The 24922-nt window shown below is 65.8% G+C and carries 20 protein-coding genes; 6 read left to right on the forward strand and 14 right to left on the reverse strand.

Annotated features, from left to right (window positions below; translation table 11 throughout):
* Window positions 1–24 precede the first annotated feature (24 nt).
* From ACWGQ2_RS05215 to exaC, 6 genes are all read right to left on the reverse strand, one after another.
* Window positions 25–2646: an MMPL family transporter gene (locus ACWGQ2_RS05215; RefSeq protein ID WP_452014989.1), complete on the reverse strand. Its 2622-nt coding sequence runs from the start codon at window positions 2644–2646 to the stop codon at window positions 25–27.
* A gap of 36 nt (window positions 2647–2682) precedes the next feature.
* The gene (locus ACWGQ2_RS05220; RefSeq protein WP_452014991.1) at window positions 2683–3294 is read right to left on the reverse strand and encodes a TetR family transcriptional regulator; all 612 of its coding nucleotides are present in this window, start codon (window positions 3292–3294) and stop codon (window positions 2683–2685) included.
* 140 nt (window positions 3295–3434) lie between these two features.
* Window positions 3435–3818 (reverse strand): hypothetical protein, encoded by a 384-nt coding sequence (locus tag ACWGQ2_RS05225; protein WP_452014993.1) that lies wholly within the window; start codon window positions 3816–3818, stop codon window positions 3435–3437.
* A gap of 104 nt (window positions 3819–3922) precedes the next feature.
* On the reverse strand, window positions 3923–4327 hold the full coding sequence (locus ACWGQ2_RS05230; RefSeq protein ID WP_452014995.1) for a DUF779 domain-containing protein: 405 nt from the start codon (window positions 4325–4327) through the stop codon (window positions 3923–3925).
* Window positions 4327–5346, reverse strand: coding sequence for an alcohol dehydrogenase AdhP (gene adhP, locus ACWGQ2_RS05235; protein WP_452014997.1), 1020 nt, complete (start codon window positions 5344–5346; stop codon window positions 4327–4329). Before adhP ends, ACWGQ2_RS05230 begins: the two co-directional genes overlap by 1 nt.
* Window positions 5347–5405: 59 nt before the next feature.
* Window positions 5406–6929, reverse strand: a complete 1524-nt coding sequence (gene exaC, locus ACWGQ2_RS05240) for an acetaldehyde dehydrogenase ExaC (RefSeq protein WP_452014999.1) — start codon at window positions 6927–6929, stop codon at window positions 5406–5408.
* Between the two features lie 191 nt (window positions 6930–7120).
* On the opposite strand from exaC, the gene ACWGQ2_RS05245 reads away from it, so the two are divergent.
* Window positions 7121–8785 (forward strand): DHA2 family efflux MFS transporter permease subunit, encoded by a 1665-nt coding sequence (locus ACWGQ2_RS05245; protein ID WP_452015001.1) that lies wholly within the window; start codon window positions 7121–7123, stop codon window positions 8783–8785.
* On the opposite strand, the gene ACWGQ2_RS05250 is transcribed toward ACWGQ2_RS05245, so the two are convergent.
* Complete coding sequence (locus ACWGQ2_RS05250; protein ID WP_452015003.1) at window positions 8782–10110, reverse strand: GAF domain-containing protein; 1329 nt, start codon at window positions 10108–10110, stop codon at window positions 8782–8784. The genes ACWGQ2_RS05245 and ACWGQ2_RS05250 overlap by 4 nt on opposite strands.
* A gap of 206 nt (window positions 10111–10316) precedes the next feature.
* Window positions 10317–11744, reverse strand: coding sequence for an FAD-dependent oxidoreductase (locus tag ACWGQ2_RS05255; protein WP_452015005.1), 1428 nt, complete (start codon window positions 11742–11744; stop codon window positions 10317–10319).
* Between the two features lie 138 nt (window positions 11745–11882).
* Here ACWGQ2_RS05255 and rarD point away from each other — a divergent pair, with 138 nt between their 5' ends.
* Window positions 11883–12899 (forward strand): EamA family transporter RarD, encoded by a 1017-nt coding sequence (gene rarD, locus ACWGQ2_RS05260; protein WP_452015007.1) that lies wholly within the window; start codon window positions 11883–11885, stop codon window positions 12897–12899.
* A 79-nt stretch (window positions 12900–12978) separates the two neighbouring features.
* Here the strand turns inward: rarD and ACWGQ2_RS05265 are convergent, their stop codons facing one another.
* The 4 genes from ACWGQ2_RS05265 to ACWGQ2_RS05280 all read right to left on the reverse strand — a co-directional run bounded on the left by ACWGQ2_RS05265 (window position 12979) and on the right by ACWGQ2_RS05280 (window position 18593).
* Window positions 12979–14451 carry a CAP domain-containing protein gene (locus ACWGQ2_RS05265; RefSeq protein WP_452015009.1) on the reverse strand — a complete coding sequence of 491 codons (1473 nt, stop codon included), beginning with the start codon at window positions 14449–14451 and terminating at the stop codon, window positions 12979–12981.
* 339 nt (window positions 14452–14790) lie between these two features.
* Window positions 14791–16344 (reverse strand): APC family permease, encoded by a 1554-nt coding sequence (locus ACWGQ2_RS05270; RefSeq protein ID WP_452015011.1) that lies wholly within the window; start codon window positions 16342–16344, stop codon window positions 14791–14793.
* Window positions 16341–17222, reverse strand: a complete 882-nt coding sequence (locus ACWGQ2_RS05275; protein ID WP_452015013.1) for a universal stress protein — start codon at window positions 17220–17222, stop codon at window positions 16341–16343. Before ACWGQ2_RS05275 ends, ACWGQ2_RS05270 begins: the two co-directional genes overlap by 4 nt.
* A gap of 6 nt (window positions 17223–17228) precedes the next feature.
* A complete protein-coding gene (locus tag ACWGQ2_RS05280; RefSeq protein WP_452015015.1) occupies window positions 17229–18593 on the reverse strand; it encodes a flavin monoamine oxidase family protein in 1365 nt (454 codons plus the stop codon).
* Window positions 18594–18789: 196 nt separating this feature from the next.
* Between ACWGQ2_RS05280 and ACWGQ2_RS05285 the strand changes: the two genes are divergently transcribed.
* Window positions 18790–19437, forward strand: a complete 648-nt coding sequence (locus ACWGQ2_RS05285) for a TetR/AcrR family transcriptional regulator (RefSeq protein ID WP_452015017.1) — start codon at window positions 18790–18792, stop codon at window positions 19435–19437.
* Window positions 19438–19577: 140 nt separating this feature from the next.
* Here ACWGQ2_RS05285 and gabT read toward each other — a convergent pair whose 3' ends face one another.
* Window positions 19578–20933, reverse strand: coding sequence for a 4-aminobutyrate--2-oxoglutarate transaminase (gene gabT / locus ACWGQ2_RS05290; protein WP_452015019.1), 1356 nt, complete (start codon window positions 20931–20933; stop codon window positions 19578–19580).
* Window positions 20934–21101: 168 nt separating this feature from the next.
* Here gabT and ACWGQ2_RS05295 point away from each other — a divergent pair, with 168 nt between their 5' ends.
* From ACWGQ2_RS05295 to ACWGQ2_RS05305, 3 genes are all read left to right on the forward strand, one after another.
* A complete protein-coding gene (locus tag ACWGQ2_RS05295; RefSeq protein WP_452015021.1) occupies window positions 21102–22526 on the forward strand; it encodes a PucR family transcriptional regulator in 1425 nt (474 codons plus the stop codon).
* 79 nt (window positions 22527–22605) lie between these two features.
* A complete protein-coding gene (locus ACWGQ2_RS05300; protein WP_452015023.1) occupies window positions 22606–23238 on the forward strand; it encodes a putative glycolipid-binding domain-containing protein in 633 nt (210 codons plus the stop codon).
* A 96-nt stretch (window positions 23239–23334) separates the two neighbouring features.
* The gene (locus ACWGQ2_RS05305) at window positions 23335–23760 is read left to right on the forward strand and encodes a hypothetical protein (protein ID WP_452015025.1); all 426 of its coding nucleotides are present in this window, start codon (window positions 23335–23337) and stop codon (window positions 23758–23760) included.
* A gap of 63 nt (window positions 23761–23823) precedes the next feature.
* On the opposite strand, the gene ACWGQ2_RS05310 is transcribed toward ACWGQ2_RS05305, so the two are convergent.
* Window positions 23824–24834, reverse strand: a complete 1011-nt coding sequence (locus tag ACWGQ2_RS05310; RefSeq protein ID WP_452015360.1) for a polyprenyl synthetase family protein — start codon at window positions 24832–24834, stop codon at window positions 23824–23826.
* Between the last annotated feature and the right edge of the window lie 88 nt (window positions 24835–24922).

A 24922-nucleotide genomic window follows, 5' to 3' on the forward strand; every position in this document is an offset into this window, starting at 1 on the left:
GCAACAAGTGTGACATATTTCGCCTCATCGTCCAGTCGGGGCAAGCTCCTGTTCCGCTTTATCTCCGTCAGCGGCCGGAGTCTGGCTCAACAGCCGGGCGCCTTCAACGTCCACGTCCGGCAGGATGCGGTCCAGCCACTTCGGAATCCACCAGGCCGATTTGCCCAGCAGATGCAGAACGGCCGGAATCAGGGTCATGCGAATGACGAACGCGTCCAGCAGTACACCAATTGCCAGCGCAAAACCGATCGGGCGCACCATCGTCAGGTGGGCGAAGATGAACCCGGCAAACACGGAGACCATGATGATCGCTGCCGCCGTGACAACCCGGGATGCGTGGTCAAAGCCGGTCCGCACAGCCTGCCGCGGGTCCTCGCCGTGGACGTAGGCTTCACGCATGCCCGAGACCAGGAACATCTGGTAATCCATGGCCAGGCCAAAGAGCACGCCGATGAGGATGATCGGCAGGAAGCTCAGTACGGCTCCGGGGTTGTGCACATCGAAGATGCTTCCCAGCCAGCCCCACTGGTAGATCGCCACGACGGCACCGAAGCTGGCGGCAAGGGAGAGCAGGAACCCTCCGGTGGCAATCAGCGGCACCAGGACGGAGCGGAAGACCAGCAGCAGCAGGACCAGGGAGAGTCCCACAACGATCAGCAGATAGACCGGCATGGCATCCATCAGCTTGTCGGAGACGTCAATGTTGATGCCGGTCTGCCCGGTAATGGCGATCTCGACGCCGGTGTCATCCTTGATCTGCCCGGCATCATCGCGGATGGTGTGCACCAGATCCTCGGTGCCCTCGGCTGCGGGGCCTCCTTCCGGAATCACCTGGAAGACCACCATGGTTCCGTCGTCGCTGGTGGATGCCGGGACCACCGTGGTGACGTTCTCCAGCCCGCGCAGTGAATCTGCCACCTCATAGGTGAGGTCGGAGGCTTCACTGTCCGAGAGCCCGTCCGGGAGGTACCCGACGACGATCACGGGTCCGTTAATGCCTTCGCCGAAGCTGTCCCCCAGCCGCTGGTACGCCTGGTATGCGGTGGAATCCACCGGCTCCGATCCGCCGTCGGGCAGGCCTACGCGCAGCGAGCCGGCAGGAATGGCCATGGTGCCCAGCAGCAGGACGCTGAGGATCACGGTGATCACCGGATGGTTGGTGACCACGCGCCCCCAGCGGCGCGGGCTGCCGTTTTCCTTGTGCTCCGCGGCCGCTGCCTGGTCCTCCGGCCTCAGCGCGGCATGCGCAGCCGGCGGTGTGATGCCTGCCTTGGCCCAGGCCTTCTTTGAGAGGATGCGGTTGCCGATGAAGCCCAGGAAAGCGGGCGTCAGCGTCAGTGCGACGAGAATGGCCATAGCCACCGTCCCGGCGGCTGCGAGGCCCATCACGCTGAGGAAGGGCAGGCCCGGAACGGCGAGCGCGGCCAGCGCGATCACCACGGTCAGGCCGGCGAAGAGCACAGCATTGCCGCTGGTGCCCGTGGCGACGCCGGCGGATTCTTCCAGCTCCATTCCGTGCAGCAGCTGGGTGCGGTGGCGGTTGATGATGAACAGGGAGTAGTCGATTCCCACGGCCAGGCCCAGCATCAGCGCCAGCATCGGGGAGATGGAGGTCATTTCCACGACGCCGGTGAGGGCCATGGTGGTGCCAACACCGGCAATCACACCGACGATCGCCATCAGCAGCGGCAGTCCGGCGGCAACCAGCGTGCCGAGCATCAGGATAAGCACGACGGCGGCGACGGCCACGCCGATTGCTTCGGAAGGCCCAAAGAGGGAGGAAACGTCCTCGACGATTTCCTTGCTGTAGAAGACCTGGACACCGGAGTCCGTGATCCGGTTGGCGGTGTCCTGGACTTCCTGGCGCTGCTCCGGGGTGACGGAGTAGGACTGTTCCTGGAACTGGACCTCGGAGAAGGCGGTGACGCCGTCCTCGGAGACGAAGCGCAGCCCGTCCGTGGCTTCTGCCATGCGCTGTGCGTCCGTTAGCTCCTGTTCGCCTTCAGCCAGCTGGGCGACGCCGTCGTCATAGGCTGCCTGCTGCTCGGCGAGCTGCGCTTCACCGGCGCTGAGCTGTTCTTCCTGTGCGCTCAGCTGGGCACGGATGGCTTCGGCCTGCTGCGCCTGCCCTGCGGCTTCAAGCTGCTCGGCCTGCATCCGGGCCAGCGAAAGCTGCTCGCGGCCCGCAGCCAGCTGCGCTGCGGCGGCTTCGAGCTGCGGCTTGCCCGCCTCCAGCTGCGCCCGGGCCGCATCCAGCTCGGCCTGCCCGGCGGCGAGCTGCTCTCCGCTGCCGTCCAGCTGCGCCTGCATCTCGAAGGGATCGCTGACCGACTTCAGGAAGTCCAGGCTGTTCAGCTCCGCCACGGTATCCGTGACCGCCCGGCGTTCGGCCTCGGTAAAGGCCTCTCCCGATTCGGTTTCAAAGACGATCCGGCCGGATCCGCCGGCGGCATCCGGTACCCGCTCACGCAGTTCGTCCAGCACCCGCTGGCTTTCCGAACCGGGGATGGTGAAGTTGTTCGACGTCGGCGCGCTGAAGGCGGCAAACGCTCCGCCTATACCAAGCAGCAGCACAAGCCAGGAGCTCAGGAACCACCAGCGGTGCCGGAAGCTGAATTTACCGAGCCGGTAAAGCAGGGATGCCATGGAGTGTCTTTCTTTGAGCGGGTTGGGTTGCGGGATTTAGCGGCTGAAGCCGTCACGGAGGAATCCGATGGCTTCGGTAAAGAGTTCTTCGAGCAGCTCCAGGGTCTGCGGGTTGATCTCGCCCTGGGTGCGGCGCTGCCATTCGGCAAACGCGCTGCGCCCGCAGGCCAGCACGGCGGCTACGAGCGTGCCCGTATAAAACGGGTCCGTGTCCTGTCCGAGGCGGGCGCGCAGGGAGTCAACGATGCGGTGTTCAGCGTGGTCCCACGCTTCAAGGTGGACCCGGGCCATGTCAGGATGCTCTTCGGCAAGCCCGTGGAGCTCTGCCATGACAGCCAGATTCGCCGGATCGGCGGGCTGGGAGAGGGCCTTGAGCATCGAGTCAACGATGTTCTCGTCGTGCGGACGGGCCTGGAAGTGTCCGAGCACTCCGTCCAGGAAGTCCTCCATGGCCACGTTGAGGGCGGCGGAGGTGCTGGGGAAATAGTTGAAGAAGGTGCGCCGGGAAATTCCGGCGGCGTCCGCTATGTCATCGATGGTGAACTGGCCGGCACCCCTGGCGCGGACCAGTCCCAGCGTGGCGTCGGCGATAGCCCGGCGGGTTGCCGTCTTGTTCTGCTCCCGGCGCGAGATCTGCTGCTCTGTCACGCCGCTACACTATGTGCAAGTTTGCACGAGAGGCAAATTGCTCGACCGCAGGTGCCTGGACAGCGAAATGCCCGCCCCGGCGCCCCGGGGCGGGCATTCCTGCGGCTGGATTGAGGAGCAGCCGCTCCTGTCCTCGAGGCTTAGCGGCCGTCGGGCTGGGGGCGTGCCGGATCCATCGTGGAGCCGCCTCCGGAGGTGTGGGAGCGGTCGGCCGGATTGGCGGTTCCCGCTACCGTGGACGAGCCGTTGGAGCCGCCCGAAGACGACGCTCCGGAGCCGCCGCCGGAGACGCTGTCCTTGGCATGTGCGGCAGCATCCTTGGCCGAGGAGGCAGCATCCTTGGCAGCCCCCGTGACCTTTTCCTGCAGTCCCGGAACCTTGTCCTTGGCCCAGTCAGTGCCATGGTTTACGGTGTCCTGAACCTTCGGGTCGTTCCACAGGGACATAATCTTCTCCCGGCCTGCCTTGGAACCAATCAGGTAGCCAACACCGATCCCTGCCAGAAAAGTCATCTTCTTAACCATGGTGTTCCTCATTCCCGCCCCGATCGAGGCATCATGATGTACCGTGCAATCCTTCCCGGCCGGCGGCCGGAAAGGATTTAAACAGCAACCTTACTACTTGAGTGCTATCCGGGCACATCCAGGAGCTTCGAGCGGATCAGGAAACGCTTTCCCTCCGGAGCTTCCAGGGAGAATCCACTCCCCCGGCCGGTCACGACGTCGACCGTCAGGTGGGTGTGCTTCCAGTACTCGAACTGTTCGGCGGACATCCAGAACCCAATGTCCTCGCCGTCCAGATCGAAGACGCCCAGCAGCACGTCGGCTTCGGAGGTGATGAAGTCACCCTCGGGATAACACATGGGAGAGGAACCGTCGCAGCATCCGCCGGACTGGTGGAACATCAGGGGCCCGTACTGCTGTTTCAGTGTTCTGAGCAGCTCCTGGGCGGCGGGCGTAAGCCCCACCCGGGAAGTTCTCTCCCCGGGCAGGGCCGGCGCGGCGTCCAGGACCGAAGCTGGAAGCGGGTCCATCAGTACTGAACCACTACCCGTCCGTCGATCCGACCGGCGGCCAGTTCATCCAGGACGTCGTTGATGTCATCCAGCGGACGCGTGGCGATCTTCGGATGGATGAGGCCCCGGGCATAGAAGTCCAGCGCCTCAACCATGTCCTGCCGCGTACCGACGATCGAGCCCCGGATGGTCAGGCCCTTGAGGACGATGTCGAAGATCGGTGCGGGGAAGTCCCCCGGGGGCAGCCCGTTGAACACGATCGTTCCGCCCCTGCGCGCCATCCCGATGGCCTGTCCGAAAGCGGAGGGGTGCACGGCCGTGACCAGCACGCCGTGCGCTCCGCCGGTCTGGGCCTGGATGGCTTCGGCCGGATCCTCATTCAACGCGTTGACCGTAACCTCGGCACCGTATTCACGGGCCAGGGCCAGCTTGTCATCGGCAATGTCCACGGCGGCGACACGAAGCCCCATCGCCCTGGCGTACTGCACGGCTACGTGGCCCAGTCCGCCGATGCCGGAGATCGCCACCCACTGTCCCGGCCGGGCCTCAGTCACCTTCAGCCCCTTGTAGACCGTGACACCGGCGCAGAGCACGGGAGCAACCTCCACCGGATCTGCACCCTCGGGAATGTGCGCTGCGAACTTTTCATCCACCAGCATGTACTCCCCAAAGGACCCGTTGACGGTGTAGCCGCCGTTCTGCTGCTGCTCGCAGAGGGTCTCCCATCCGGTGCGGCAGTATTCACAGACACCGCAGGCGGACCACAGCCAGGCATTGCCGACCATGTCCCCTGCCTTCAGCTCGGTCACACCTTCACCGAGCTGCACCACGCGGCCCACACCTTCATGTCCGGGAATGAAGGGCGGGCTGGGCTTCACCGGCCAGTCCCCCTGCGCTGCATGCAGGTCCGTATGGCAGACCCCGGTTGAAATGAGCTTAACCAGGACCTGTCCCGGGCCGGGGCTCGGAATATCGTTCTCTCCTACCGTGAGCGGCTCGGCGAGGGTATTGACGACTGCGGCCTGCATACGTTCCATGTCGATCTCCTTGTTTGGGGGTAGCACTGCTGGGGGACTGGCAGGTGGAACCGGATTCTCTAGAAGAAGCCCTGCTTGGATTCGGCGTAGCTGACCAGCAGGTTCTTGGTCTGCTGGTAGTGGTCCAGCATCATGGCGTGGTTTTCGCGTCCGATGCCGGAGGACTTGTAACCGCCGAACGCCGCATGTGCCGGGTAGGCGTGGTAGTTGTTCACCCAGACACGTCCGGCCTGGATGTCCCGCCCGGCGCGGTAGGCGGTGTTGCCGTCCCGGGACCAGACGCCTGCGCCCAGGCCGTAAAGGGTGTCATTGGCGATCGCCATGGCCTCACCGTAGTCCGAGAACCTCGTCACCGATACGACAGGCCCGAAGATCTCCTCCTGGAAGATGCGCATGTTGTTGGTGCCTTCAAAGACGGTGGGTTCCACATAGAAACCGCCGGCCAGATCGCCGTCGAGCATGTTGCGCTTGCCTCCGGCAAGGACCTTGGCACCTTCCTGTCCGGCAATGTCCATGTAGGAGAGGATCTTTTCCAGCTGGTCGTTGGAGGCCTGGGCCCCCACCATGGTGTTGGTGTCCAGCGGATTGCCTTGCACCATGGCGGCGGTGCGGGCCAGGGCATCGGACATAAAGGAGTCGTAGATGGAGTCCTGGATCAGGGCACGCGACGGGCAGGTGCAGACTTCGCCCTGGTTCAGGGCAAACATGTTGAAGCCCTCCAGCGCCTTGTCATAGAACGCATCGTCCCGGGCAGCTACGTCGCCGAAGAAGATGTTAGGGCTCTTGCCGCCCAGTTCCAGCGTCACCGGAATCAGGTTCTGGCTGGCGTACTGCATGATCAGGCGGCCGGTGGTGGTCTCACCGGTGAACGCGATCTTGCGGATCCGCTTGGAGGACGCCAGCGGCTTTCCGGCTTCCACACCGAATCCGTTGACGATGTTCAGCACGCCCGCCGGAAGGAGATCGGCGATCAGTTCCGCCAGCACCAGAATTGAGGCCGGGGTCTGCTCTGCAGGCTTGAGTACGACGGCGTTGCCGGCCGCGAGCGCGGGGGCAAGCTTCCAGGTGGCCATCAGGATGGGGAAGTTCCACGGGATGATCTGTCCCACCACGCCCAGCGGCTCGTGGAAATGGTAGGCGGTGGTGTTGTCATCGATCTGGGAAAGGGTTCCCTCCTGGGCGCGGATGGCACCGGCGAAGTACCGGAAGTGGTCGACTGCCAGCGGCATGTCTGCTGCCAGGGTCTCCCGGACCGGCTTGCCGTTGTCCCAGGTCTCGGCGACGGCGAGCATCTCGAGGTTTTCCTCGATCCGGTCAGCGATGCGGTTCAGAATGTTGGCCCGCTCGGCAACGGAGGTCTTGCCCCAGGACGGCGCTGCCTTGTGTGCTGCGTCGAGGGCCAGGTCAATGTCCTCGGAGGTGCCGCGGGCCACTTCACAGAAGACCCTGCCCGTAACGGGTGAAACGTTCTCAAAGTAGCCGCCCTTGATCGGGGCGACCCATTCTCCGCCGATCCAGTTCTCATAGCGGGGCTTGAATGAAACAAGTGCCTCGCCCTGGCCGGGCTGCGCGTAAACGGTCATGACGTGTCTGCTCCTCATTTTGAGCGTTGGCACACGACCTCGGTGTCGTGTCCGTCGGTGTGCGCAACGGTACGCAGGGCGACGTAGCATCCGCGTAGCAGGCAGGATTGCGCATCATCTAGCAGCTTCCCACTAGCAGGTTTATGGTTACCTAGGGCAATTTCTTACGCATCGAGATACAAGGAACGCTAATGACTTCCGAACTCAGTGGCAGCGGCGCGGTGCCGCAGCCCAGCCGGTACATCCGCTACCGGTGGTGGGGCCTGCTGGCCATCAGCCTCGGGGTGGCCATGATCATCATGGACGCCACCATCGTGTCCGTGTCCGTCCCCTCGATTGTCGGGGACCTGGGCATCTCCAGCACCGAGATCCAGTGGGTCCAGGAGATCTACACCCTGCTGTTCGCTGCGCTGCTGCTGACCTGGGGCCGGATTGCGGACCGGGTGGGCCGCCGGCGGATCATGCTGATCGGCGTCGTGCTCTTCGTGGCAGCCTCTGTGCTGTGCGCCCTCGCTGAGTCCGGCGGTGTCCTGATTCTGGGCCGTGCCCTGCAGGGCCTGGGCGGGTCCATGATCCTCCCCACCACCCTGGCGCTGCTGAACGCGAACTTTCAGGGCCGGGACCGGGGCATTGCCTTCGCGGTCTGGGGTTCCACGATCGGCGGCATGGCTGCGATCGGCCCGCTGCTGGGCGGCTGGTTGACTGAGAATGCCAGCTGGCGCTGGGCCTTCGGCATCAACATTCCCGTTGGCGTGCTGGTAGTTGCCGGGCTGCTCCTGTTTGTGGCGGAATCTTCCGAAGCCATTACCGGCGCGGCCCAGCGCCTGGACCTCGGCGGCGCAGCACTATCCATTCTGGGCTTCGGTGCGCTGGTCTTCGGCCTGATCGAGGGCCGCAGCTACGGCTGGTGGAACGCCACCGAAGACGCCCCGTTCCAGATTGGGTCCCTCTCCCCCGTGCCGGTGGCCTTCCTCGTGGCTGCCGTGGCACTGGTGTGCTTTGTGCTGCTGGAACGTTCGCGCACGGAGGCAGGGAAGGGCGTCATCCTGGACCTCTCGCTGTTCCGCATCCCGTCTTTCGCCAACGGCAACGTAACCGCGCTGATCGTAAGCTTCGGCGAGTTCGGGCTCATCCTCTCCCTGCCTCTGTGGTTCCAGAATGTGCTGGGTTATACGGCCTTCGAGGCGGGCCTGGCGCTGCTTCCGCTGGCTGTTGGCTCCTTCCTGGCCTCCGGCGGCGTTGCGTCACTGGCCAGGAAGTACAGTCCCGTTGTTGTGGTGCGGATGGGCCTGGGCCTGGAGATCCTCTCCATTGCCGCGCTCGCCCTGCTGATCCGCCCGGACAGCACCGCCTGGCTCACCTCCCCGATCCTGCTCTTCTACGGCATCGGCGTCGGTCTGGCCACGGCCCAGCTGACATCGGTGATCCTGGCCGAAGTTCCGCTTGCCAAGAGCGGCCAGGGCTCCGCAACGCAGAGCACCGCGCGCCAGACCGGTTCAGCGCTGGGCATCGCTGTGCTGGGCACGGCGTTCTTCACGACGCTGCGGACCGGTACCGAGAACCAGGTAGCTGATGCTGTGGCCGACGCGCCCCAGCTGGCCGGGGCTGTGGATTCAGTGAATGCCACGTCCGGCGGGAGCATCTCGGCGCTGGCTGCCGACCCGCAGACCGCCTTCATTGCCGACGCCGCCCGGGACGCGATGACCAGCGGCGCCTCGCTCGCGGGCTGGATCGCCGCCGGCGCGCTGCTCATCGGATTCCTGACCAGTCTGCGGATCAAGCCCGTCATCGGCCCGCAGGCCGGCGAGCCGGCCGGTGTTCGGGCTCCGGAGCAGGGCGGGGAAACCCGCTCCTAGGCCAGCTCCCGTTCGATCCGCTGCAGCCCTGCGACAATCCCGGCCCGGCGCGGGGACCGCGCCGGGAGCAGCTGCAGCGCCAGCCGCCACGCCTCGGCGTCGTTCGCTGCTTCCTCGAGCCGAAGGTACTGCAGCACCGTCTCGATCCCGGCCTCGCCCAGAACCGCTTCGCGCAGTTCAGCGCTCAGGCCCCGCCGCAGTTCCACAATGCCCGGGGCCTGGGAATGCGGCAGCACAGGACCTTTGTAGATATTCAGGGCCAGCCGGTGCGCTCCGCGGGAGAGGCAGGCCCGGACCTGGCCCGCGTCCAGCACAAGCTCGGCGGGGAGGCGGTACGGCCGGGATTCCGGCACGATCCGTGCCGAGGCTGAACGGGACAGGAGTTTGCGCAGCCGCAGCATTTCCGCACGGACGCTGCCCACCGAAGCTTCCTCGGGGTACGCCAGAACGGCCAGTTCCTCGGCGGTCAGTCCCCGAGGGTGCAGGGCAAACAGGGTCATAAGTTCCGAATGGCGCTGGCTGAGCTGCACCCGGATTCCGTCCACGCACAAGTCTGCGGTATCCGTTCCGAGGACCTGCAGGCTGTCCTGGTACAGGCTGGAACGGGGAGTCCGGGCGGCGGAGCCGCGGCGGGAGGGGCGCGCCTCGCCGAGCTGAAGGCGTTCGACGCGGAGCTGGGCGGTGGCTGCCGCTACGGCGGCCTGGACCAGGGCCAGGGTGTGGACGGCAACCGCTTCTTCCTTGCCGGTGATGTCCACCACTCCCAGCACACTCCCGGATTCCGGGTCCTGGACCGGCACAGCAGTGCAGGACCATGGGTGCACCTGCGGGCTGAAGTGCTCCGCTCCCGCGATCTGCACGCTGCGGCCGGTGGCCAGCGCGGTCCCGGGTGCACTGGTGCCCACGGCGTTCTCAGACCAGTCCGCACCCGGCATAAACATCATCTTCTCGGCCCGGCGCAGCAGTTCCGGATCTCCGTCCACCCAGAGCAGCCGGCCCAGCTGGTCCCCCACGGCCACCAGCAGCCCGGTGTCCCGGCCGGGCTCCACCAGAAGCCGCTGGATCACGGGCATGATCGAGGCCAGCGGATGCGACTGGCGGTAGGCTGCCAGCTCTGCACCCTCAAGGACCAGGGCCGACCTCGCGGCGTCGGGATCAGGGTGGTGCTGCAGGGAGCGCTGCCAGGATTCGCGGACCCCCGGGCGCAGGACGTCCAGGACTTCGCCCTGGGCGCGCAGGCTTTCGTGGGCCAGCCAGGCATCACGCTGGAGTGTTTCGGGGCTCCGGAAAACCCTGCCCTGCAGAGCACTGGAAGACTGCTGCACCGTCCAACCTATCCGCGTTGATAAGGAGACCGTTCGTACCGGAGCCGGGCCGGGGTTCTGCCGCTGCTCCGGGCAGCCAGCGGCTACCCGTCCATAGTGACACGGCTCACGGTTCTGTTCCAGAGCTGACTGCTGCGCCCGCTCTGTTAACGCACCGAAGCCAGGCTCCGCAGTGCGGAGCCTGGCTTCGGTGAACGGCTTGGGTACTAGTTGGCGCCTTCGCGGGAGATGCGGGTCATCTCTTCGCGGTCAACAACCTTGACACGCTCACGGACCAGATCGCCGATTCCGGGATCGCCGTGGACGTAAGCGGCACCCAGCGACTTCTCGTGGGCATCGAGCCGCTTCCAGCCTTCCCAGGTGGTGTACTCGACGCCGCGTTCCTCGAGCAGGCGGATGATTGCCTCCGGCTCCGGCTCTTCGGCCGCCGGCAGGGTGCGGCGGTCCTCAAGCAGGTAACCGATGGTCTCCAGGGCGTCACCCTTGGTGTGGCCGATCAGGCCTACCGGGCCGCGCTTGATCCAGCCGGTGGTGTAGATGCCGGGAACCGGCTCACCGCTGGTGTCCACTACGCGGCCGCCCTCGTTGGGGATGACGCCGCGGCTTGAGTCGTAGCCGACCTCCGGCAGTTCGGAACCGAAGTAGCCCACGGCACGGTAGACGGCCTGGACCGGGTAGTCGATGATCTCTCCGGTGCCCCGGGCGTTGCCGGTGCCGTCCAGTTCAGTGCGCTCCATCTTGATGCCTGCAACCTTGCCGGGCGTGGCGGGATCGTCATGGATCTCCACCGGAGAGTGCAGGAAGTGCAGGTGCAGCCGGCGCGATGCCCCGGTGTCCTGTTCCTCGACCAGCCAGTTGGTCAGGGTGTTGACCATGGTCTTGGTCTGGTTGTTGGTGCGGATCTGCTCGTCCGACGCTTCGTCGAAGTCGAAGTCCTCCGGGTAAAGCACAATGTCCACGTCGCGGGAGTGGGAAAGCTCGCGCAGTTCCAGCGGCGTGAATTTGACCTGCGCCGGACCGCGGCGGCCGAAGACGTGGACGTCCGTAACGGGGGACTTCTTGAGCCCTTCGTAGACGTTGGACGGGATTTCCGTGGTCAGCAGGTCATCAGCGTGCTTGGAGAGGATGCGCGCGACGTCGAGGGCTACGTTTCCGTTGCCGATGACGGCAATCTCCTTGGCGTCCAGGGGCCAGTTCCGCGGCACATCGGGGTTGCCGTCGTACCAGGAGACAAAGTCTGCGCCGCCGAATGAACCTTCAAGGTCGATGCCGGGAATCTGAAGCGGGGCGTCCTTCAGGGCACCGGTCGCGAAGATGATCGCGTCGTAGAAGTGCCGGAAGTCCTTCAAGGTGAGGTCGCGGCCGTAGTTCACGTTGCCCAGGAAGCGGATGTCACCGCGGTCCAGCACCTTTTCCAGTGCGTTGACAATGCCCTTGATCCGGGGATGGTCCGGGGCCACGCCGTAGCGGATCAGGCCGTAGGGTGCCGGGTACTGATCAAAGAGATCAATGCTGACTTCGAAGTCGCGGTCCGCTTTGGTCAGGATGTCTGCGGCGTAAACGCCGGCCGGACCAGCACCGATAATTGCGACTCGCATGGGACGCTGCGAGCTGTCCGGAGCTGAGTTAGACACTTAGAGTCCTTCTACTTGGGAGTCGTGGCACGCAAATGGCGCACGTTTTTATATTCTAATTGTCCGCTTCCGCGGCGTCTAAACGGATACGGGTGAACCAGCGGGAATACGCCCACGGCGTAGCCGGTTGCAACCATCATGGCCAACGAGAACTCTTCCGGCACTTCCGTGCCCGAAGCCCCTGCGCATTCCGGACCGCAGGATTCACCGGGAAACATTTCCCCCTCCCCTTCCGGCGCTGATGACAAGCCAAGCGGCTCCGGTCTGCTCTTCGGGATTGGCGCCTACGGCATCTGGGGTGTGCTGCCGCTGTATTTCCTGCTCCTGGAGCCTGCCGGTCCGGTGGAAATCGTCGCTGCGCGCGTGGTTTTCTCCCTGGTTTTCTGCGCTGCGCTTCTGACGGTTATGCGCTCCTGGCCGCTCGCGGTCACGGCGGTGAAAGACCGTCGGGCCGTTCTGATCCTCACCGCAGCCGCGCTGCTGATCGGGGTCAACTGGCTGGTGTTCGCCTGGGCTGTCCTGAATGGCCACGCCGTCGAAGCAGCCCTTGGCTACTTCATCAATCCGCTCATATCCGTCCTGCTGGGAGTCCTTGTCCTCAAGGAACGCCTGCGTCCGCTCCAGTGGACTGCGATCGCCGTCGGCTTTATTGCCGTGCTTGTGCTGACATTCGGCTACGGGACGGTGCCCTGGGTGGCGCTGGCGCTGGCGTTCAGCTTTGGACTGTACGGCCTGGTGAAGAAAAATGTCGGCGGGAGGGTCGACGCCGTTTCCAGCCTCACTATCGAGACCGCCGTACTTACGCCTATTGCCGCCGTCGTACTGGTGGTCCTGGCCGCGACCGGCACCGGCACCCTGCTGACCGAAGGACCGGCGCATTTCTGGCTGCTGGCGGCCTCCGGCATTGCCACCGCCGTTCCGCTGGTGTTCTTCGGCGCTGCTGCACGGCGGCTCCCCCTGAGCACCGTTGGACTGCTGCAGTACCTGGCTCCGGTCCTGCAGTTCACCCTTGCCCTGCTGGTCTTCAAGGAAGCCATGCCGGCAGAGCGCTGGGCCGGGTTCGGACTGGTCTGGCTGGCGCTGCTGCTCCTGAGCATCGACATGCTGGGCTCTCCCCGGCGGGCGCGGCTGCGCCGTTCAGCCGCAACTGTCTGACTCCGTGCGCGCTCCCGGCGCTTAAACAGCGGACGGCGAGGGGATTCCCTCGCCGTCCGCTTTTTTGTGCTCGACGCAGTTAGCTCAGTGTTTCCACACCTGCCGGTTCCTGCCTGCTGCGCATCCGCAGCGAGTACAGGACAGCTGCACCGGAAAGCACCATAAGGACTCCGGCTGCGGCGATAAGGACCTGCGCAGGCGTCACACCGGTATGCGGCAGGGTCGCTGCGGCCGTCTGGATGTTGGCTGCGGGAGCTCCCATTACGGTGACCACCGGCTGGACCGAGAAGGACTGCCAGCCTGCCAGCGAGCCGTCCATGGCATACAGGGCAACACGGTGGTCCCCGGCTTCAAGCTGTGCCGGGATGGTCAGCGGCAGCACACCGTCTGCGTCCGCAGTGAGTGTCCCGACCTTCACCGGAGTGGAGTGCAGGAACACCTGGTACTGCTGGCCCGGGACCAGCCCGGAGACAACCAGGAGGCTGCCGGCGGCCTTGGCTTCGAAGCCTCCGCGGGCCGCAGGAGTCAGCAGTGCGGGGTCACTGGAAGCGAGCTCCACGACCTTCGGCAGGGTTGCCTCTTCAACCGGTTCTTCGGCAGGGGTCCCGTCGTCCTGGCCCTGCTCGGTGTCTGCGGGCTCCTGGGGCGCCTCTTCGCCGGCCGACGGCGCAGGCTCAGGTTCCGGAGTCGGCTCGGGCTCCGGAGCCGGGGCGGGTGCCGGCTCCGGTGCAGGTTCCGGGGACGGCTCGGGAGCGGGTGCCGGGGCCGGTTCAAGCTCGGGTGCGGGCGCCGGGGCTGGTTCAAGCTCGGGAGCAGGTGCCGGGGCCGGAGCAGGATCCGGTTTCGGTGCAGGAGCAGGCTCAGGTTCAGGCGCGGGGGCCGGAGCAGGCTCCGGTTCAGGCGCGGGAGCTGGTTCAGGCTCGGGTGCCGGAGCCGGTTCGGGCGCGGGCTCAGGAGCCGGAGCAGGTTCGGGTTCAGGTTCAGGCGCGGGCGCCGGTTCGGGTGCCGGAGCCGGCTCAGGTTCCGGCGCGGGCGGCACCGGTGCCGGTGCCGGTGCCGGTGCGTTGTATTCGCCGAAGTTCACCGTTGCCAGATAGACGCCCTTGTTGGGACCCTCGGTCAGCTGCACGACTCCGATGCCCAGATCCGTGTCTGCGGCCCGGAGCATGTTTGCCCGGTGCGGAGCCGAACCGACCCACCACTGGAAGGCCTGGTCAACGCTCATGTTCCAGGCGATGTTCTCCGAGGCGTGCTTGGCGCCGGCGGGATACTGGGATGCAAAGGCCGGATTATGCAGGAAGGTTCCTGCCCCGGATACCCGGGCGGTCTCCGCGGAGCGCATGGTCCATTCCTGAGCCACGCCGGCTATGCCGGGATTCCAGGCCAGGGGTTTGAGCGCATGGACCGCTCGGTAGTCATTGATAAGGGTGTGGAGCCGGGCCGCAGCCTGCCCGTCGGGTGATGTGGCCGATGCCGGAGGCAAAGCCACCGCCGTCGCCCCCAACGCCAGCGCGAGCGCAGCGAAAGCGCCCGCGAGTTTCCTCAGTCGCATTTTTAGTCCTTTGGTGCCTCGAGACCCATGGGGGTACCCCCGTTGAGGCCTGCATTGAGCGGCCGTCCCCAAACGGCCGCGACACGCCGCATGCGCGCGGTGCTTGACACTCAATTTAGCCCAAGGCCTCTTTCTTCACAACAGAAACTGTATTCACACAGGCCACAACGGAGTGCTGCCGGACGGTGACAGGCCTGGCAAAGTCCGCCTGCGGCGTCGCCCCTTGCTTCGCTTCCCCCGGTGACGGCGGGGATTAACCGGCGTGTGCCGCGACGCCTCCCGGCCGGCTTTAACGGGTCCGGCCCGCCCCGCAGAAGCAGGACGGGCCGGACTTTGCCGTTACAGGGCCGCGGACCGCTCGGCTTCTGCCGACCGTGAGTCTCCGGTGCGGAGCGTTTCCCCCCGGAAGAATCCGGGATTGATCCGGTACATGATGAGCATCAATACGGCGCCCAGGACGATCACGCCCATGCCAAGCACGAACACCAGGCCAATGCCGCCCACCGAGGAACCCGATCCGTAGTCGGGGTCCATGGAGTCGAAGGCCGTTTTGATGAACATGATGAACAGGATGATTCCGCCGAGCGCCGGCGCCAGGAACTTCAGCAGGAAGGACCGCACGCTCTCGAAGGCATCGCGGCGGAAGTACCAGACGCAGGCCAGCGCGGTAATGCCGTAGTAGAAGCAGATCATCAGGCCCAGGGCCGTGATGGTGTCCCACAGGGCGTTCTCCGACAGCAGCCGTGTGATCACATAGAACGCCGACGCCGCAATGGCGGCAGCGACGGTGGCGTAGCCCGGGGACTTGTAGGCCGGGCTGATCCGGCCGAAGCGCTTGGGCAGGGCACGGTAGTGGCCCATCGCCAGCAGCGTCCGTGCCGGGGAGACGAACGTGGACTGCAGCGAGGCTGCGGAGCTGGACAGGATGGACAGTGACATCAGGATCGCGAACGGACCCATTACCGGGGTGGCCAGGACGGCGAAGATGCTTTCCTGGTTCTCCGGGTTGCCGGCCCCAAGCTCGCCGTCGCCCACGCCGGCGTATGAGATCACGGCCAGCGCAATCATCATGTAGATGAGCACAATGACAAAGACCGTTGCTGTTGCCGCCCTGCCCGGGGTCTTGTCCGGATCCCGGGTTTCTTCGTTCATGGTCAGCGTGACGTCCCAGCCCCAGTAGACGAAGATCGAGAGCGAAACGCCGGCTGCGAAGGCTGAGAAGGACTCCACCGCGAACGGGTTGAACCAGTCCCAGCTGATCTGCGTCGCGTCGAAGGCAGTGCCCCCGGCCACGTGCGCGAAGGCCGCAACCGAGAACCAGGTCAGGACCACCAGCTGGAAGGCAACCAGCACGTACTGGACGGTCTTGGTGGTCTCCACCCCGCGGTAGGAAATCCAGCAGGCGATCGCCACGAAGACCAGCGTGGTGGCTATGTTCAGCGGCAGGTTCAGGGTCAGGTCCGCCAGCGAATCATTGCCCGTGACCTGCGCGAGCATGAGGTAGAAGAAGTCCACCGCCACCGCCGCGAGATTGGAGAGCACAATGATCGTGGCGGCGATCAGCCCCCAGCCGCCCATCCAGCCAACCCAGGGCCCGAAGGCACGGGTGGCCCAGGTGAAGGACGTTCCCGAGTCCGGCATGGCGTTGTTCAGTTCGCGGTAGCCCAGGGCCACCAGGATCATGGGGATAAAACCGACCAGGAAAATCGCCGGCAGCTGCACGCCAACTTCCGACACGGTGGGGCCCAGGCCGGAGGTCAGGGTGTACGCCGGTGCGATGCAGGAAATGCCAATGACGACGGCGCCGATCAGGCCGACCTGCCCGCCCTTCAGTCCTTTGCTGCTCAGTCCGGTGCCGCCGGCAGTGTTTCTGGTGCTGGTGCGGTTGCTCACTGCGGATCTCCTGACGTCTGGTGCTGCGGGGCAGGCGTGTAGTTCCGGGGCACAACAACCATGGGGACCGGCAGGCTGCGCAGGACCTTGGAGGCGGTGGTGCCCAGGAAGAGCTGGTTGGTCCGGGCGAGCCGGCTGGAGCCGATGATGAGAATCTCGCCGTCGTCGAAATCGAGGTCGTCCACGGCGTTTTCGATGGTCCGGCCCTGGGCCACCACGCCGGTGACCTCGCACTTGCCGCCGGTCAGGGACCGGGCACGCTGCACCCGGTCTGCAATGTGCAGCTGGGCCTCTTCCACGGCCGCATCCCCGGGAGCGTCCAGCGCCAGCAGGGAGAGCAGCCGCAGGGGCAGGCCGCGGCGGGCGGCCGAACCGCAGGCCACTTCCAGGACATCCTCGGCCCCGCGCCGCTCGCCCACTGCGCAGGTGATGCGGGTGAGTGAATCCATCCGGCTGTACCCGCGGGGGGCCAGGGCAACCGGCACACTCGCAGCATGCAGCAGCGCATTCGCCACGCTGCCCACGGTGAAGCGCTTGAACAGCCCGTTGCTTCCGGCTCCAACCACGATCAGTCCCGCTTTGAATTCCCCTGCGGCTTCAATCAGTCCGCGCGCGTCCGAGTCGGCAGTCCGGATATGGCCCCTGGCTTCAATGCCTGCAGGAACCAGTGCCAGTGCTTCTTCCAGCCAGTCCCGGAGCTGGCGGGCCAGCAGCGATGAATACGTCCGTTCCGGCGGATACACCGCGGTGTAGGGCGATTCCTCCGGGTCCACGATCACCAGGTCCAGGGAAGCGCCCTGGGTGCGGGCAATGGTGCAGGCCAGGAAAAGCGCGTCCCGGCCCCGTTCGGTGGCCGTATAGCCGACTACGTAGCGCACCGGGAATCAGCCCTTGAACTGAGCGATGATGCGCTCGGCGGTCTTGGCACCCATGCGGACCGCGCCGTCGACGTGCTGGTATCCCTCGGCTGCCAGGTCGGAGCAGGACCAGTGGATGGGGCCCACCGGTGCCAGCTGGTCCGGACCGTAGCGGTGCAGGCCGCCCAGGTCGTAGCTGGCGGCGTATGCGCCGCGGGTCCACTCTTCCGAGCCCCAGTCGGATTCGTAGTAGACCTCAGGGGTGAGTGCTTCCTCGCCGAGGTAACCCGCGATGGATTCCAGGATGGCCTGCCTGCGCTCGTCGGCGCTGAGCTCGAACATCGCGTCGGCCTTCTCGTCGGACACAAAACCCACCAGGGTGCCGCGGGTGTCCTCGTGGTTGGTGTTGTCGTAGACCTCCTGAACCAGCTCATGGGCGCCGAAGCAGGTGCCGGAGAGCCCGGCGTCGCGCCAGAACGGCTTGGAGTACACGGCGTGGACCTTGATGACCAGGCCCAGGGAGACGTGCTGGTGCATCTGGTGCTGGCGGCGCGGCAGCGGCGGGTCGAAGGAGACCCGTGAGTACAGGTTCGGCGGCACGGCCATGATGGCGTACTGGGCGTGGACGGTGACGCCGTCGGCTTCAGCAGTTACGGAGGGGCCCTCGGCGTTCCAGCGAAGCGTGCGGACCGGGGCGCCCAGCACGACGTCGTCGCCCAGTTCAGCGGCCATGCGCTCGGAGACCTGCTGCATTCCGCCGGCAACCCGGCGGTCGAGGATGAAGTTCTCATCCACCAGGTTGGAGAACGATCCGGCAGAGGAGGCCATCAGCAGTGCCTGCAGGGTGGAGAAGGAGTGTGCGGGCTTGGTGAGCATGCCGCCGGCCACGAACAGGCCGATGTTGTTGCATGCTTCTTCGTCGGTGGACTGCTGGCGCAGCCAGGCGGAGAAGGAGATGGTGTCCAGTGCCCGGGCGTCGGGGTGGGTCCACGGTGCTGCCGGATCGGTCTTGGCGGTGAGTTCGTCCAGGAGGGCGATCAGCCGTTCCATTTCCTGGGCGGTGGATTCTGCCACCGGGAACATGTCCCCGGAGTACCGGACGGCACGGTGGTCCGCTCCGATGTACACGGACTCGCCCTCGCGGTAGCGGGCGAAAGTCTCCAGTCCCAGCTCTTCAACAAGTTCGCTCAGTGCTTCCTGGTCCGGGGAGATCCACTGGCCGCCGATCTCAAGGAACGCTCCGTCGATGGTGTCCGACCAGGTGCGTCCGCCCACGCGGTCCCGCGCTTCGAGCACTGCCACGCTCAGGCCGGCGGCTTTCAGTTTCCGTGCCGCGGTGAGGCCGGAGGGGCCTGCGCCGATGACGACAACGTTACGTTCCAGGGTTCGCACTTTAGTTCCTCTCTCCAGCGGCCGACCTCCGGCCGCTCAAACCGAACGCTCTCTTTGGATCCATGTAACCGACAGGTAAATGAATAGCGTTCATTTTGTACGGACACTCTAGCCGACCCCCGGCGCCCCGGGGAGAGTCTGTGCGAATATTAATTTTTTGGGCAGCTCAGTGCCGCAGAATCTTGGAGGAACGCGAATGGCGGGAACTCGCACCCGGCGCGGCGCAGGCCGCCCGTCCCAGCGTGTGCTGACCCGGGAGAACATCGCCTCGGCGGCCCTTGAGGTCATTACCGCCCGCGGCTACGAGGGCTTCACCATGTCCTCGCTGGCCGCCAAGCTGCAGGTGGCACCGTCGGCCCTCTACAACCACGCCGCGTCCAAGGCGGAAGTACTGCGCTGGATCCAGGATGACCTGATGGCAGAGGTGGATACGTCCTGCTTCGCTGAACTCTCCTGGGAGGAAGCGGTCCGAACCTGGGCCCGGTCCTACCGTGACGTTTTTGCCCGGCACACTCCGCTGATTGCCGTAATCGCCGTCCTCCAGGTCTCCGGAGCTCCCCGGACCCTGGCCATGTATGAGGCAGTCACCGAAGGTTTCCTGCGGGCAGGCTGGGACCAGGCGCGGATCATTCCCGCAATCGTGGCCCTTGAGTCCTTCATCTTCGGGTCGGCGTTCGACGCCGTTGCGCCCGAGGACATCTTCGACACCGGTTCCCTGGCTGGGGAGAGCCCGCTCTTCACCGCCGCCGTGGCCGCAGCGCCGGGCCGGGAAAGCGGGAAGGCGGCCGAGCAGGCCTTCGAAACCGGCCTCGATGCCCTGATCCGCGGCTTCGCGGCGCTCTGAGGCAGACAGCCCCCGGTTCTGCTGCCGGTCCGGATGTCTGCTGCCGGATAGACCCGGCAGCAGCACCGCGAAGCGGCAGCAAAAGGGCGGCACCCGGATTCGCCGGGTGCCGCCCTTTTGAGCAGTGTTGCTGAGTGAGACTATGCCTGGGCGCGGATGGCCGCTTCCAGCACGTCAAGGCCGTCGGAGAGCAGTTCCTCGCTGATGACCAGCGGCGGGAGCAGGCGGATGACGTTGCCGTAGGTGCCGCAGGTGAGGATGATGACGCCCTCGGCGAGGCAGGCAGCCGCGATGTCCTTGGCGGCGGCGGCGTCGGGGGTCTTGGTTCCCGGCTTGACCAGTTCCAGGGCCAGCATGGCGCCGCGGCCGCGGACCTCACCGATTACTCCGGTTTCCTCGGCGACCTTGCGCAGGCGCGGAACGGTGAGCTCCTCAATCCGGCGGGCGCGCCCGGCCAGGTCCTGGGTCTCCATCGTGTCGATGGCTGCCAGGGCGGAGGCACAGGCCACCGGGTTGCCGCCGTAGGTGCCGCCCAGACCGCCGGGGTGCACGGCGTCGAGCAGGTCGGCGCGGCCGGTGACTGCGGAGAGCGGCATGCCGCCGGCGATGCCCTTGGCCATGGTCAGAATGTCCGGAACAACACCCTCGTGGTTCACAGCGAACCACTCACCGGTGCGGCAGAAGCCGGACTGGACCTCGTCCGCGATGAAGACGATGCCGTTGGCCTTGGCCCACTCGGCCAGGCGGGGCAGGAAACCAACAGCAGGAACGATGAAGCCGCCTTCGCCCTGGATCGGTTCGATCAGCAGGGCAGCAAGCTGGTCGGCGCCGATCTGCTTTTCGATGGCCAGGATGGCCCGGTCCGCAGCTTCGGCGCCGGTGATTTCCGGGTTCTCCTCGCGGTAGGGGTAGCTCATGGGCATCCGGTAGATCTCGGAGGCGAAGGGGCCGAATCCGGTCTTGTACGGCATGGCCTTGGCAGTGAGGCCCATGGTCAGGTTGGTGCGGCCGTGGTAGGCGTGATCGAAGGCGACGACGGCCTGGCGTCCGGTGGCCGAACGGGCAATCTTGATGGCGTTCTCCACGGCCTCGGCGCCGGAGTTGAAGAGCACTGTGCGCTTCTCGTGAGTTCCGGGGGTAACCTCGGCGAGCTTTTCCGCCACCGCAACGTAGCCCTCGTACGGGGTCACCATGAAGCAGGTGTGGGTGAAGTGGGCAGCCTGTTCCTGGGCCGCTGCGACGACGGCGGGGTCGGACGCGCCGACGCTGGTCACTGCGATGCCCGAGCCGAGGTCAATGAAGGAGTTTCCGTCAACGTCAACGATGATGCCGCCGTCGGCGTCCTGGACATAAACGGGAACGCTGGATGCCACGCCCTTGGCTACAACTGCGGCGCGGCGCTCGTTCAGCGCGGCGGACTTCGGGCCGGGGAAGGAGCCGGTGATGTTCCGCTTCTGTTCCAGCCGGAAGGCCGGGGCGGTAGCTGAGGTGCTCATGGGTGTTGCCTCTTTCGACGGAGATCTCGAATGCGGGAAGTGATGGATGCAATAGGCCGCAGTGATCCAAATTTACGCGTCGCGGCCACAGTCAGACACGGACACACGCACAATGACGCAGGTCTCTTGCGGTGCAGACGTCCAATAGATTCATCCTATAGTTGATCCGTGCCTATCTCCCTGACCGACCTGATCTCCGCCGAAGACCTGGACCTCGCCGTCCGCGGCAGTGCCGCCATCACGCCGGTGCCTGTGCAGTGGGTTGCCGTTACCGAGCTCGAGGACCCCTCACCGTTCCTCAGCGGCGGCGAAGTGGTGCTTACTACCGGGATGCGCCAGCGCACCGGAGCGGTACAGCGCAGGTTCGTGGAGAGCGTGCACCGGGCCGGAGCGCTGGCCATCGGATTTGGCACGGGGCTTAGCCTGGACCGGGTGCCGGGCCCCCTGCTTGAGGAAGCCAACCGGCTGGGCCTTCCCGTGTTCGAGGTCCCCTACCGCACACCGTTCATTGCCGTGGGAAAACTGGTGGCCGATGCCCTTTCCGCGGACCACGTCGAGCAGCTGCAGGAACTGCTCTCCGGCCATCAAATCCTGGCAAAGGCGCTGCTCTCCGGCCGGGGACTGACCGGGCTGCTGAAGGACCTGGCAGGAATCCTTGGCACGGACGTGGCCCTCCACCAGTACGGGACCGAGGTCTTCTCCACCACCCCGTCCGCTGCAGTTCCGGCGCAGACCAGCTGGCACCGGGTGCCCATCGCCACCGGCATGCGGGACCGCTGCACCCTGTCCGTCGCCGAACCGTTTGGACACCCGGACCTGATTGCCTACGCCCAGAGCCTCATCAGCGTGGAACTCAGCAACCAGGCCCGCCGGCGCGTCAGTGAGCGTGCAGTCAACGGACAGCTGCTCGATGACATTGTGGCCGGCAAGCTGGCCGGGCAGGACGCTGTCCACCGCCTGCGGGCGTCCGGTGTTGATACCGGCCGCCGGCAGCTGACACTGCTGGTGGAGGCTGCCGGACCGCAGGCCAGGCTCCTCGCGTCCCTGCCGTTGCCTCCATCCTTCCGGGACGCCGTCAGCGCCACCTGTGAGGACCGGCTGGCAGTGTGGATTCCGGACGGGGATCCGGCGGTGCTCGCTGCGGAGCTGGGTGAGTATCTCCAGGAGGCAGGGATCCCGGCGAAGGTCGGCGTGGGCGGAGCGTACACGGAACCTGCCGGACTGCGCTGGGGCTACTACGAGGCCAAGGAAGGCCTGCTCCGCGGCGGGGCTGTGAACGAACCGGACCGGCTGAGCCTTGCCTCCCTGCTCATGGCCAGCAGGGACGTCCCGCTGGCGGATCTGGCCGCGGAAGCACTGGATCCGCTGCTCGCCTTTGACCAAGCGCACGACGCCGAGCTGCTCCCGACGCTGGAAAAGTACCTGGCCGTTAACGGCTCGGTGGCGAAGGTTGCTCAGGCCCTCGGACTTCACCGAAACACTGTGCGGTACCGGCTGACGCAGATTGCCGATCTCTCCGGTTACGACCCCGCCGTGACCGCTGACCGGGTGCATCTTTACCTGGCGCTGAACGTGCGCCGCCTCACTGCTTAGGCATCCCGCCGCACCGCGGGGCCTCGTGCCCCTCGACCGCCGTTTTGTGCCGGTTTGAGCCGGACTTTACGCTGTAGGGATGGACTTGCCAGCTCAGCCCGCCCGGACCCTTCACTGGGCGGGCGTCGACGACCCCGGACGCCGGGATTCCGCGGTCGTTTCATTTCGCGAAAGCGAGCTGGCAGCCAGCGGCACCTCAACCTGTGATGACTACTGTGTAACGTGGTCCTTGTCCACCTCCCCCGGCTGGGTGACCCGCCGGCTGGAGGTCAACGTCACCGGCGACGGCTGGGCCCGCTCCCTGGAACTGACCCGCTCCGTGGACGGCCGCTGGGACTCCCATGTCACCGCCACCGGCACGGTGGACCTCCCGGCCCCCGGGATCGAGGATCCGCGGTCCCTGGACAACGCCCAGGACTGTGATCTTGGTCTTTGCCCGCTGACCAACACGATGCCCGTCCTCCGGCTGGACCTGCTGAACAACGCCGCACCGCCGGATGAAACAAGACTGACCATGGCGTGGGTGGAAATGCCCAGCCTGCGGGTGGTGGCCAGTGAGCAGGTGTACTCCCAGGTGTCTCCTTACCGGGAGGAACGCGGCAGCGCGATTGTTCTTTTCTCCTCGGATTCCGGCGGCTTCACCGCGGAGATCACCGTGGATTCCGACGGCGTGGTGCTGGACTACCCCGGGCTGGCCCACCGCACCGCCTGAGCCGCCGGTTCGGGCTGCACCCCTGGCCCGTCAGGCACCGTCCTCCCCCGCCGCTAGGATAGAAGTACGTCCGCCTGCAACGTTGGAGCCCCCGCAATGAGTGAAATGTTCCTCGAAAAGTTCCGTTCCCTGGTCCCGAAGTACCTTGAGGACAACTGGCGGCCCGACGACGGGCTGACCGCTGATGAACTGGACGAGATGCTCGACGAGCACGACTTTTCCATCCCGCTGGTGCTGCGTGAGTTCTACCTCTCACTGGGCAACTGTGAAGACCTCATGGAGGCCTACCACTTCTTCTGGGATCCCGATGAGCTTGAACTCGAGGATGGGTTCCTGCTGTTCCTGGAAGACGAGGACGAGAAGTTCACCTGGGGCTTCCGCGCCGACCAGCTTGACGTCCCGGACCCCATCGTCTGGCGGCGCAACAACGCCCGCGGCGAATGGCAGAGCGAAGAGGGAACGTTCAGCGAATACGTCTTCGACATGTTCGAGTGGGTCTTCGAGGACGACGAAGAAGACTAGATGTGAAGAAAATGACGGCTGTCCGGTGCGTACCGGACAGCCGTCATTTGTGTTTAAGGACTTCTAGGCTTCGCGCTCCACAACGGCTTCCGCGAAGGCAGCGAGGGAGGACTTGACCACGGAGTCCGGCATAGGTGCCAGCGCCGCAACGGCGTCGGCTGCCCACTGGCGGGCAACTTCCCAGGCTTCTGCGGTGGCGCGGTTGCCGCGGACGGCCGCCACTGCGGCGGCCAGTGCTTCATCGGAGGTCAGGTCGGCGTCGACCAGGTCCAGCACAGCGGCTGCCTCGGCATCTCCTGCCGCAGCGTTCCGGCGCAGCAGCAGCACGGGCAGGGTGGGCACCCCCTCACGGAGGTCCGTTCCGGGAGTCTTCCCGGACTTGTCCTGCAGGCCGGCCACGTCAATCACATCATCAGCGAGCTGGAAGGCAACGCCCACCTTCTCGCCGTATTCGACCATGATCTCCACGGTCTGCTCATCGGCTCCGCCGAACAGGGCGCCAAGCTGGCCCGAGGCAGCGATCAGCGATCCGGTTTTCCCGGCGATCACGGAGAGGTAGTGTGCCAGCGGATCCTCGCCGTCGGCCGGGCCCATGGTTTCATGCAGCTGGCCCATGACCAGGCGTTCAAAGGTGCGGGCCTGGATGCCCAGGGCTTCGGCGCCCAGGACAGAGACCAGTGAGGAAGCCCGGGCGAAGATCAGGTCTCCGGTGAGGACGGCAACGGAGTTGCCCCAGACTTCATGCGCGGTGGGTGCGCCGCGGCGCACGGGAGCAGAATCCATCACGTCGTCGTGATAGAGCGTGGCCAGGTGCGTCAGTTCGACGACGACGGCGGCCATGCGCACCTGCTCGTTGCCCGGGTTCGGACCGAGATGGGAGGCCAGGAGAACCAGCAGCGGGCGGACCCGCTTGCCTCCGGCTTCCATCAGGTGCCGGGACGTTGCATCCGCGAAGGGGTCGGAGTTGGCGATCGCCTCGCGCAGCTCTTCCTCAATCTTTTCCAGCCCGGACACGATGGCAGGGCCCAGGACGGGGTCTTCAGCGAGGGGGGTGAACCCGGGAGGCAGCGCCATCTCGGCGTCCCCGAGGGCATCCGGGCTGGCATTGGTGGATTCAGTCACTGTTCAAGGCTAACTTCTCGTGGGGACGGGTTGGCAGGGG

Source organism: Arthrobacter sp. NPDC055585 (genome assembly GCF_053619115.1).